General features: G+C 68.7%; 7 protein-coding genes. 3 read left to right on the forward strand and 4 right to left on the reverse strand.

From position 1 onward, the window contains the following. The first annotated feature begins 3 nt into the window (after positions 1-3). The 3 genes from ABD810_RS12455 to ABD810_RS12465 are packed head-to-tail and all read left to right on the forward strand — an operon-like array spanning position 4 to position 3,109. On the forward strand, positions 4-948 hold the full coding sequence (locus ABD810_RS12455; RefSeq protein ID WP_344938174.1) for a carbohydrate ABC transporter permease: 945 nt from the start codon (positions 4-6) through the stop codon (positions 946-948). Beyond that, complete coding sequence (locus ABD810_RS12460; RefSeq protein ID WP_344938176.1) at positions 945-1,775, forward strand: carbohydrate ABC transporter permease; 831 nt, start codon at positions 945-947, stop codon at positions 1,773-1,775. The genes ABD810_RS12455 and ABD810_RS12460 overlap by 4 nt, the downstream gene beginning before the upstream one ends. Beyond that, positions 1,772-3,109, forward strand: coding sequence for a glycoside hydrolase family 36 protein (locus ABD810_RS12465; RefSeq protein ID WP_344938178.1), 1,338 nt, complete (start codon positions 1,772-1,774; stop codon positions 3,107-3,109). Before ABD810_RS12460 ends, ABD810_RS12465 begins: the two co-directional genes overlap by 4 nt. Before the next feature lie 26 nt (positions 3,110-3,135). Here the strand turns inward: ABD810_RS12465 and ABD810_RS12470 are convergent, their stop codons facing one another. The 4 genes from ABD810_RS12470 to ABD810_RS12485 all read right to left on the reverse strand — a co-directional run bounded on the left by ABD810_RS12470 (position 3,136) and on the right by ABD810_RS12485 (position 10,999). Further along, positions 3,136-4,839: an alpha-galactosidase D gene (locus ABD810_RS12470; RefSeq protein ID WP_344938180.1), complete on the reverse strand. Its 1,704-nt coding sequence runs from the start codon at positions 4,837-4,839 to the stop codon at positions 3,136-3,138. An 83-nt stretch (positions 4,840-4,922) separates the two neighbouring features. Next, positions 4,923-7,088: a discoidin domain-containing protein gene (locus ABD810_RS12475; protein WP_344938182.1), complete on the reverse strand. Its 2,166-nt coding sequence runs from the start codon at positions 7,086-7,088 to the stop codon at positions 4,923-4,925. A 133-nt stretch (positions 7,089-7,221) separates the two neighbouring features. Beyond that, the gene (locus ABD810_RS12480) at positions 7,222-9,192 is read right to left on the reverse strand and encodes a glycosyl hydrolase family 28 protein (RefSeq protein ID WP_344938184.1); all 1,971 of its coding nucleotides are present in this window, start codon (positions 9,190-9,192) and stop codon (positions 7,222-7,224) included. Between the two features lies 1 nt (position 9,193). Further along, positions 9,194-10,999, reverse strand: coding sequence for a glycosyl hydrolase family 28 protein (locus tag ABD810_RS12485; protein ID WP_344938187.1), 1,806 nt, complete (start codon positions 10,997-10,999; stop codon positions 9,194-9,196). Between the last annotated feature and the right edge of the window lie 6 nt (positions 11,000-11,005).

An 11,005-nucleotide genomic window follows, 5' to 3' on the forward strand; every position in this document is an offset into this window, starting at 1 on the left:
CCCATGGCCGTGAACGTCAAGTCCACCCCCGTGCGCACCTCCGCGACCCACCGGTCGCGAAGGTCGCGCAGCCGGTCCGCCGAACGGATCCGTTCGTTCACCCTGTTCGGCGCACCGGGCCTGCTGGTCTACGCCTGCTTCGTCCTCGCCCCGATCGCGATCAGCTTCGGGTACAGCCTCACCGACCACAATCCGTTCAATCCACCGACGGAGTTCGTGGGCCTGCGCAACTACCGGATGCTCTTCACCGATGAGGAGTTCCTCACCTCGTTGCGGGTCACCACGATCCTCACGGTCATCGTGGTGGTCGTGCCCAACGTGGCCGGTCTCGGCATCGCCGTACTGCTGGACCGCAGAGGCTGGTTCTACAACGCGATGCGGACCGTGTTCTTCACCCCGATGGTGCTCAGCTCGGTGGTGGTGAGCATCGTGTGGACCCGCATGCTGGACGATGAGGGCCTCGTCAACCAGGCGTTGCGCGCCATCGGGGTGGACCGGCCGCCGGGGTGGCTGTCCGATCCCGGGCTCGCGTTGTACTCGATCGCGAGCATCCTGTCGTGGCAGATGCTCGGCTTCTGCGTCGTGGTGTACCTCGCGGGACTGCAGGGAGTGCCCCGCGAGCTCACCGAGGCGGCGGAGATCGACGGCGCCGGTCCAATACGGCGGTTCCGGTCGGTCACGTGGCCACTGCTCGCCCCGGCGCTGACCATCAACACGGTGGTCCTGCTGATCTCCGCATTCAAGATCTTCGACCACATCCAGGTGATCACGCACGGTGGTCCGGGCACGGGGACGACCGCGACCATCGCCTACAACGTCCTGCAGACCGGCCTGGTGGCCAACCGGCAGGGGTACGCGTCGGCGATGGCGATCGTGATGCTCCTGATCATCGCGGTCGCCGCCGCGGTGACGCTCCGCGTGCTCAACCGGCGGGAGGTGAACCTGTGAAGGAGGTACGCGTACCGTGGCTGCGGCCGGTCGCCGCCTTGATGATCAGTGCGTTCTTCCTGGTGCCGCTCTACATGATCCTCGTCAACGTGTTCAAGCAGGGCGAGAAGATCACCCAGGAGCCGGCCGCACTGCCGGTCCCGCCGACGCTCGACAACCTCACCGGCCTGCTCACCCGTTCCGACAACCTGTTCTGGGCCAGCCTGGCCAACAGCGTCGTCGTCACCACGCTGTCCGTCATCGTGCTCACGGTCCTGTCGGCGATGCTCGGGCACTATCTCGCCCGGTCCCGGAGCAGGTGGGCACGGGTCGCGATGCTGCTGCTGCTCTCCGGCCTGATGATCCCGCCACAGGTGATCCTCATGCCGATCACCCAGGTGCTCCGGGCATTCGGCCTGATGACCACGCTCCAGGGGCTCGTGCTGTTCAACGTGGGGTACTACATCCCGTTCGGCGTCTTCGTGTTCACCGGTTTCCTCCGGGGCATCCCGATCGAGTTGGAGGAGGCCGCGGCGATCGACGGCGCGAGCCGGTCACGCGTCTTCTGGCGGGTCGTGTTCCCGCTGCTCCGTCCGGCGACCGCGAGCGTCCTGATCTTCCTGGGCGTGTGGATCTGGAACGACTTCATCGATCCGCTGGTCATCCTCGGGCCCTCTCAGGGGACCACGATCACCACGGGCATCTACCGGTCGATCGGCCAGTACCAGGCGGACTTCGGCACGGTCTTCGCCCTCATGTTCATGGCCACGCTGCCGGTGCTCATCTTCTACCTGTTCCTGCAGAAGCAGTTCGTCAAGGGCCTCACAGGAGGGGCGACCAAAGGATGACCCGACGTCAGACCTTTCACCCGATCGCCGAAATACCGGTCGACCCGGTGCGTGGGCTGGTGCACGCGCACGGCTGGCAGGGCTGGACGCCGACCGCCACGCTTCCCGTCGGGGAGTACGGCTTCCGCCCGGTGGAACCCGTCATGCAGACGATGCGCTACCGGCCGGAACGTCCCGGGCCCGCCGACGGCTTCCAGGGCGAGGGGCTGCTCGCGGTCTCGCCGGGACCGGACAGCCCGACACGGGTGTTCGCCGCCGGAGACGGCCGCGCCGAGGTCCCCTCCATCCGTGCCCACCTGGTGGGAGAGCGGCTCCTGATCACGGCCCACCTGCCAGATGACATCGTGGACAGGACCTTGCCCGGCCCGATCGACGGTGCGCTGGCCGCCTTCGCCGACGACTTCGCCGTCCAGGCCGGGGTCGGTGCGCTGCGCAGGCCTCCCACGGTGTGGTGCTCCTGGTACCACTACTTCGAGAGTGTCACCGAGAGCGACGTGCTGGAGAACCTCAGGGCCGTCGGCGAGCACGATCTGCCGGTCGACGTCATCCAGGTCGATGACGGCTGGGAGGAGGAGGTCGGCGACTGGCTGACGCCGTCCGGGCGCTTCTCCTCACTGCCGGAGCTGGCCAGACGCGTGCAGGCCGACGGCAGACGGGCGGGGCTGTGGCTGTCCCCGTTCGTCGTCGGAGCGCGCAGCCGGCTCGCCCGCGACCATCCCGAATGGCTGCGGGGCGACGCCGGGCACAACTGGGGCCAGGACCTGTACGGCCTGGACGTCACCCACCCGGGGGCGGCCGGGTACCTGCGCGAGGTCTTCCGGACACTGTGCGAATGGGGGTTCGACTACTTCAAACTCGACTTCCTGTACGCCGGCGCACTGCCCGGTGAGCGTCACTCGGGAGCGTCGCCGATCGCCGCCTACCGGGAAGGGATGGCGCTCATCCGTGAGGCCATCGGGCCACGACCGTACCTGCTGGGCAGCGGCGGTCCGATCCTGCCGAGTGTCGGCCTGGTGGACGCGATGCGGGTCTCCCCCGACATCGCGCCGCACTTCGACGCCGGAACCGGCGACCTGTCCGACCCGGGGCAGCGCGCGGCGACGCTCTCGACGATCGGCCGCTCCTGGCAGCACGGCCGCTTCTGGGTCAACGATCCGGACTGCCTGATCGTACGGCCGGCCGTGGAGCGCCGGGCGGACTGGGCGGCGATCGTCGAACGACACGGGGGCCTGCGGGCATCCTCCGACAGGATCGCCGACCTCGACGGCTGGGGGCTGGAGACCACCCGGCGGCTGCTCTCGACGGTTCCCCCGCCCACGCCCTTCGCACCGTAGCCGGAGGCGGGGGTTCCGCTGAAGGGTCAGCTGATCGTGATCCTGTCGAGGTCGGGCGCGTAGGCGGAGTCGTTGAAGAACCTCACGGTGTTGGACCCGGCGTTGAGCGGCACCGAGATGGTGGTGGTGACGGGGGTGCTCCAGCTCGTCCCGGTCAGGGTCGCGGTCCGCGCGGCCCCGCCGTTGACGCTGATCGAGAACGATCGGGTCCCGTCCACCAGCCCGTCGATCGTCAGCGTCCGGGTGCCGGCGCTGGACGAGGTGACGCTGATGGTCTCGTGATTGCCGGCGTTGTTGCCGATGAAGCGCACCTTCTGCCCGCCCGAACAGCCAGAGCAGGAGGCGACGGCCGCGGAGCCGCTGAGCGCGCCGCTCTCGGCCTCGTACGACGACGAGCCACCGCCCGAGGTGGGGACGGCCCGGATCAGGCGGGTCTCCCCCGGGCGCAGGGTCGCGCTGTAGGAGCCGGAGACGGTCCCCACGTTCGCCCCCGACCACAGGTCGGTGACGTTGGCGCTCCCGCTGAAGCCGACCTGCGACCAGCTCACGCTGACCGTGGAGTTGCCCGAGGTTCCGGTGTTGAACAGCGCCACGATGTGGTCGCCGTTCGCCTCGCGCTTGCGCCAGACCTGGTTGACGCCGCTGTTGACGATACGGGCGGCGGCGACCCCGTCCTGGTTGACGGCGATCAGGCGATCGTTGGTCAGCATGGCGAGGTCGGTGGAGGTCAGGTCGGTGAGGTCGGTGCCGAGCAGCAGCGGCGAGGCCGCCATCGCCCACAGGGTGAAGTGCGACCGTCGCTGGTCGGCGGTCAGGCCCACCTGGTCGCCGTTGCCGATCTCCAGAGAGTCCAGGTCGTTCCACCCGCCGGGTCCGGCGTACGGCTGCCAGTTCGCCGCGGAGGTGAACCTGCTGCTGACGTGAGACCAGTCCGTCAGGGGGAAGCCGCTGCCGTTCGGGCCGGGTCCGCAGTAGCACTCCACGTCGCCCTGGGTGCGCCAGCTGTTGGCCAGTTGCCGCCAGGTGGTCGCGTTGGCGATCGGCAGGTTGTTGGAGAGGGCGTAGTTGATCGGCCTGCCGGTCTGGCGTAGCGCTCTGTCCCAGGCCTGCACGTCCGGGATGTCGGCGCCGCCCACGCCGTCGATCTTGAGGTAGTCCACCCCCCACGAGGCGAACTGGTCGGCCCAGGAGTTGACGAACTCCTGGGAGCCCGGCTTGCCGTAGTCGATGTAGTACATGTTCTTGCAGTTGTAGTTCTTCTCGGTGCGCGTCGTGTCGGCGATGTCACGGGCGTGGTACGGCGTGCCTTCGATGGGCGTGTTCGCCGTCACGGCGTTCTTGGCGATCCCCGGCGTCACGTAGAACCCGAACTTCAGGCCCTTGCCGTGGATGTAGTCGGCGAGCGCCTTGATGCCGGAGGGGAACTTCGCGGTGTCGACGGCCCAGCGGCCGTAGGAGTCCACCACGAAGCCGTTGGCGTCGCACTTCTGCCAGAAGTCGTCGAGGTTGACGTGCACGAACCCGTGGCCGGCCAGGCCGCTGCTCACCAAGGCGTCGGCCTGAGCCTTGATCTTGGCCTCGTCGGGCCACCTGCGGACGAAGCTCCAACTGCTCCAGCCCATCGCGGGCCGGATGGACAGGCCGTTGTCCGAGGCCGACGCGGGCGGTGCCGTGACCACCGTGGTGGCGGCGCACAGGGCGGTCAGCACGATCATCAATCGTCGGAACATGCTCAGCTCCAGGGGTCGGGGGGTTCAGGCGCGGTGCGCACGGCCGGGGAGGTACGGCCGGCCGTGCGCACCGGCCCCCGGGATCAGCCGACGGTGATCCGGTCCAGGTCGGGCGCGTTGGCGCCGTTGTTGTAGAAGCGGAGCGTGTTGGCTCCGGCGTTGAGGGAGAGGGTGACGGCGACGCTGGCCGGGCTGTACCAGTCGGTGCCGGTCACCGGCACCTCCACCCCGGCGCCCCCATTGACGCTGATGAGGAACGACCGGGTCCCGTTGACCTCGGCGTACACCCTGACCTGCTTGCTCCCGGCGGTGGAAGCGTTGACCGTCAGCGTGGCGTGGTTGTTCGCGTTGCCGCCGATGAACCGCACCTTCGCCCCGCCCAGGCAGGTCGAGCAGCTCGCCACGGCGGCCGACCCGTTCAGCGTGCCGCTCTCGCCCTCGACCAGGGTGGTGTCGCCGCCGCCCCCGCCGCCTGCGTAGCCGCCGCCGATCCACGCCTCGTCGACCCGGAGCCGCTTGTAGCGGGTGGAGTCGGAGGAGGCGGCGTGGGTGTTGACCACCTCCAGCCGGATGTACCGGGTCGTGGCCGCCACGTCGACGAACTGCACCCCGCGGTGGCTGGGCAACGTACCGGTCTTGACCGGGCTGCCCCAGCTCGTGCCGTTGCTTGAGACGTAGACCCGATAGTCACGGATGCGGGCCGACTGCTCCGTGCCCGACCGTGCGTAGGCGACCGAGTCCTCTCGCTGGTTGATCCCGATGTACTTCACGGCCTTGGCGGAGCCCAGGTCGAAGGTGAGCGAGACCGGGGTGGTCTTGTCGCTGTCCCAGTAGGTCAGGTAGCTCCCGTCGCCTGCGGCCGACGCGGCGTGCCCGCTCGCCGAGGCGGTCGCGCCCACCGTGACGCCCGAGTAGATGCCCTCGCGGCCGCTGCTGGTGACCTTGAAGACCGTGTCGTACGGGTCCCAGCCGGACACGCCGTTGATCGTCAGCGTGCCGTCGGCCTGGCTGAAGCCGAGCGCGGCGCCGGTGCGCAGGTTGGTCACCGAGGTGATCCGGTAGCCGTTGTCGCGCACCTGCAGCGTGCTGCCCGAGGGCGGGGTGACGACGTGGATGTAATGCAGGTTCGGGTTGGTCTTGCTGATCGTCGTCACGCCATGCGCGCCGTTGTTCCAGAAGCCGGGTTTGAGGCCGCCGTACATGTATCCGCCGCCCTCGGTACCGTTCAGCGACTCCCAGATCTGGTCGAGGTAGCCGTCGGCGAAGTCGTTGAACGACTCCTGGTTGGAGGGGAACCTACCGTTCACCTGCGCGGTCTCGGCCATGAGCGCCTTGACCGAGGATCCGGCGTTGGTGATCAGCCGCCCGAGGGTGAGCCTGCGGTCGACCGTCGGGTTGGACCCGTCGTACCACCACGCGCCGGAGGAGGGGAGCTTGAAGTCCGCCTCGATGAGCCGCGGTGCCGCCGTGTACACCGCCTGCGGGTAGTCGTAGTTCGGTGACATCCCGGTCTTCTGCTCGTTGCTGATCATGTCCATGATCGGGGTGTCTTCGTTGTTGTTGCTGATCGTGTAGTTCGGCCGGAGCTGGTAGATCTGCCCGTACAGGTTGTGGCTCTCCCAGTACGCGTTGTCGTTGTCGATCCAGAACCCGGACAGGTTCGGGTAGCGATTCGCCACTTCGAAGAAGTTGTCGTAGCTGAACTCGCCGAAGCCGTCGCGGGTGGTCAGGTCGACGGTGTGACCCTTGTAGCCCGAGTAGGCCGAGGAGTTCAGCCAGCTTCCTGAGCTCAGTCCCTCGTTGTGCCACTGCGGGTCGTCGGTCATGTAAAGGATGACCTTGAGTCCTCGCGCGTTCGCGGCCGTGATCAGCTCGCCGAGGAAGTCCCTGGTGGTGCGGCAGCTTCCGGGGATCGAGGACGGCCACGGCCGGGCGTACCCCAGACGGCTGTGGAAGGTGGCCAGCACGAGGTACTGCGCGTGCAGCTTCTGGGCCTCGGAGACCCAGTAGTCCGGGGTCCAGCCGCCGTTGGTGACGTCGGCCTCCCACTGAGCGCAGTTGGTGTGCTGGGGGGACGTGCGCTGGCCCCAGTGCAGGAACAGCCCCGCGACCGAGTTGCGCAGGTACGCCTGGCGGGGATGCTGGAGGTCCGCTCGCGCGGGGCTCACGAGCGACATGCCGAGGATCAGAGACGCCACCGCGACGAGTGCCGCGGCGCGCCGTCTCCTTCGGGTCGGTGGACCGGCCATGAGGGCTCCTTCGGGGTTGAGGGGTGGGCCGCGCCCGAGGTCGGCGCGACCGTTCGTCGCCGGTGCCGCCTACGCCCCATTGAGGCGGTAAGGACGCAGGCGGCTGCTCAGAGGGACCGGCCAGGACCCGCGATCACGGGCCCGTCCCGGTCGGGGCGAGGGCCAGGTCGGTGGTGACCAGGACCCGGTCGAGCCGCGCCCCGTCCTCCCGGTAGGCGAAGGTGAGCGAGTGGTCGCCCGCGGCGAGGTTGTACGTCGCGAGGGCGTTGGAGGCGGCGTCGTCGGTGACGTTCGCCCAGTGCCAGGACCCGCCCGGGGCGATGTCGTTCCAGTTCACCCAGGCGCCGCCGTCGACCCTGACCCAGAAAGAGTCGTCGGTGTCGGCGGGGGCGACGACCCGGCCCATGACCTTGTAGGTGCCGGCCGAGGGGACGTTCACGGTCACGGTGGCGTGCCCCGTGGACGGCGCCGACGACTGGCTGTTGTTGCCCGAGGCGACGGCCACATACGAGCCGCCGGACGCCGCGCTGTCGGCGGCCCTCTGCATCGGAGCGGTGACGGTGCCGCCTTCGGCCTCCGTCCCGACCGTGACGGCCGGGCCCGAGGGCAGCGGGGTGGAGTTCGTCGCCCTGATCCGCAGCGCGCCGCCGCCGGTGTTCGTGCTGTCGCGCACGGCGTAGCCGTTGACGCCGCTGAACCCGATGTCGTAGGCGCTGGACGAGCCGCGCTGCGCGACCACACCGTCGAGGACGATGTTCGAGCCGTCGTCGGCGATCACCGCGGGGCGTCCGTCGTTCGAGCTGAAACGCAGGTCGCCGTTGAGCGTGATCCCTGTCGCGTGCCTGATCCAGTAGCCGTACGACGGGCGGGGGCCGTAGTCGCGCGGCGGGTAGGTGGTCGGGAACTCACCGGGCACGCGGGTGGCCTCGGAGGCCGGGTGCCCGCCGGGGACGGTCAGGTCGACGTTGTCGAGCGTGATGCCCGGCCCGAGGTCGACCGCCGGGGTGCCGGTGAACGTGCTGGAGTAGTCGGACGCGCCGACCGTCCCGGTCACCACGGGCGCGGTGAGGTTGGTCCCGGTCACGTTGCTGATGGTGATGTTCCTGATCCGGCCGGCCGGGGGCGAGCCGGGGCAGCGTTTACGCTCGCCGATCTTCATGAAGATCGGGGAGGTGGTCTTGGTGAGCGAGATGTGGTCGTAGTGGATGTCCTCGATGATCGCGCCGTCCATGGTCACGATCCCGATGCCGGCCTTGCCGGCGCCGAGGACGGTGATGTCGTCGAACCGGAAGTCCCGGAAGCTTCCGCAGGTCTCCGAGCCGAACTGCAGGGCGTTGTTCTCGTGGGAGTACACCGTCGTGTCCCGCACCCGGACGTTCCGGCTGGTGTAGGTGTGGCCGAGGGCGTAGTCGCTCTTGAAGACCAGCGCGTCGTCGCTCGCCTCGATGCGGCTGTCGGTGACCGTGACGTTCCAGCTGTTGATCAGGTTGATGCCGTCCCGGACGCCCGAGTCGGTGTGGATGGTCTTCAGGTCGTCGATCAGGATGTCGTGGCAGCCGTTGATCAGGGCGGCGAAGTGGCCGCCGCGGCGGATGGTCACGCCGGTCAGGCTGACGTTCGAGCATTCCGTCAGGACGATCGCCTTGTCGGCCTCACCGGAGTCCGGCGTGCCGGTGATCAGATTGCCGTCGCCGTCGATGGTGCCGACGCCGGTGATGTGGACGTTGGTGAGGCCGTTGCCCCACATCAGCGCGTTGTGGAAGTGGCTGTGCCCGTAGTCCTGGTAGTCGTCGTAGCTGTTCGACTCGGCGGCGTCCATTCCGCTGGACGCCGCCAGGATGACCGAGCCGGAGTCGAGCCGGAGGGTGACGTCGCTCTTCAGGTGGATGGTCCGTGAGCGGTAACGGCCGGAGGGGAAGACGACGGTGCCGCCGCCGGCGGCGTTGGCGGCGTTGATGGCGCGGTCGATGGCGTCGTCGTCGTTGGTGGAGCCGTTGCCGGTGGCGCCGTAGTCGCGGACGTTGAACTCGGCGAGCGCCGAGACGGGCGACTGCAGGCCCAGTGCCGCCAGCAGGAGAGCCAGGAGGATGGCCGTTCTTCTCATGTCACGCCACCTCTATGTAGTCGAGGTTGGGGCAGCCGCCCGCCGTGGTGGCGGTGAGCCGGATCGTGTTGGAGCCCGCGGTGAGCGGAACGGTGAGCGTGTCCGTCACCCAGGTGGTCCAGGCGCCCGTCCCGTTGTAGCCGCGGGTGGCCACCGTGGCGCCGTTGACGGCGATGGCCATGGGCCGGTTGGTGGTGGTGCCGTTGGCGTACCGGATGCGGAGCGTCCTGCTGCCCGCCGCGGCGGCCGGCACGGCGAACTGGACGTAGCTGCCGGTGACGTTGTCGGCGTTCACGAAGCCGGTACCGCTGAATCCGGCGTGGTCGGACTCGACGACGCCCTGCGAGATGGTCGCGTTCTCCGCTTCGTACCGATCGGCGGGTGGGGGCTGGGTGTTCGATATGTCCTTGCCGTTCACCGAGACGTTGGTGAGCACCAGATTGTCGACGTAATTCACGGTCGGCGTGGCCGTCGTGACGCCGGTGAACGTGCTGTTGGTGATCGTCACGTTCTTGATGTGGTCGGCCGAGCGGCCGTCGAGGTTGAACGCCTGGCCCGCGCCGTCGATCGTGATCTGGTCGGCCGTGATGTTCTGCACGACCGGCGGCAGTGAGCCGCTCGTCTCGTAGTTGAGCGTGACGTAGAGCGCCGCGCGCTCCAGGTCGCCGCCGGTGAAACGCCGGAGGTGCACCCCGTCGATGAACCCGCCCCGGTTGAAGCTGGTCTTGACGTACAGCGCGTACTTGCACGGGTAGCGTCCGGGGAAATCGGCCGGGTTGACCTGGCAGTCCTCCGCGAAGACGTTCCGTACGCCGCCCGACATCTCACTGCCGATCGTGATGCCGCCCCACCGGCCGCTGAACTTGCAGTCGCGGACCACGATGTTCTGGCTCGGCCGGTTGACGCGGCGGCCGTCGCGGTCGCGGCCCGACTTGACCGGGATGCAGTCGTCGTTGGTGTCGAAGTCGCAGTCGTGGATGTGAACGTCGGTGCAGGAGTCGGGGTCTATCCCGTCGCCCTGTGAGTTGGTGGTGCGGAAGGTGAGGCCCCGCGCGGTCACGTTGGCGCAGTAGACCGGGTGCAGCGACCACATCGCCGGATTGGTCAGGGTGACCCCCTCGACCAGGACGTTCGTGCAGTTGTAGAAGCCGATCATGTTCGGTCGCAGGGTCTGGCCCTCGCCGAACTGCCGCTGGGACACGGGGGTGTCGTCGGCGCCGTACTGCCGGAGCCGGTCCCGCGATGCGCCGCCACTGCCCATCGACGACCAGTCGCCGGCGGTCGCATTGCCGTTGATCGTGCCGGTGCCCGAGATCGCGATATTGGTCTTGCCGTTGGCGTAGATGAAGGGCGAGAAGTTGTAGCACTCGATCCCTTCCCAGCGGGTGAACACGTTGGGCAGGTACGACCCGTGGTCGGTACGGAACCGGATGGTGCCGTCGACCTGGAGGCGGACGTTGGACAGCATGTGGATCTTGCCGGTCCGGAAGGTTCCCGAGGGCACCAGCACGGTCCCGCCGCCGGCCGCGTTGCACGCGGCGATCGCGTCGCGGAAGGCGGCGGTGCAGTCGGTGCTGTTGTCGCCCGCCGCACCGTAACCGGTGATGTCGAAGGTCCGGTCGGGGAAGGTGGGCGGCACGATCCTGGCCAGGATCGCCGGGACCTGGTCCCACGGGGACGCGAGCAGCGCGGTCCGCGCCGCGGAGCTCGCGCGGGTGCCGGCCGTCGCCTCCAGCGACACCGGGAGCAGGGCGCCGCCCGCGACCACGCCGGCGGCCTTGAGGAAGTCACGTCGGGAAGAACGCATGCCGGA

Origin of the sequence: Sphaerisporangium flaviroseum (assembly GCF_039537005.1) — a bacterium.
Lineage (GTDB): Bacteria > Actinomycetota > Actinomycetes > Streptosporangiales > Streptosporangiaceae > Sphaerisporangium > Sphaerisporangium flaviroseum.

Excerpts from the sequence above, each read along its gene's own strand:
- ABD810_RS12480 (WP_344938184.1), bottom strand. The coding sequence starts at position 9,192 with ATGAGAAGAACGGCCATCCTCCTGGCTCTCCTGCTGGCGGCACTGGGC.
- ABD810_RS12485 (WP_344938187.1), bottom strand. The coding sequence starts at position 10,999 with ATGCGTTCTTCCCGACGTGACTTCCTCAAGGCCGCCGGCGTGGTCGCG.
- ABD810_RS12475 (WP_344938182.1), bottom strand. The coding sequence starts at position 7,088 with ATGGCCGGTCCACCGACCCGAAGGAGACGGCGCGCCGCGGCACTCGTC.
- ABD810_RS12465 (WP_344938178.1), top strand. The coding sequence starts at position 1,772 with ATGACCCGACGTCAGACCTTTCACCCGATCGCCGAAATACCGGTCGAC.
- ABD810_RS12455 (WP_344938174.1), top strand. The coding sequence starts at position 4 with ATGGCCGTGAACGTCAAGTCCACCCCCGTGCGCACCTCCGCGACCCAC.
- ABD810_RS12470 (WP_344938180.1), bottom strand. The coding sequence starts at position 4,839 with ATGTTCCGACGATTGATGATCGTGCTGACCGCCCTGTGCGCCGCCACC.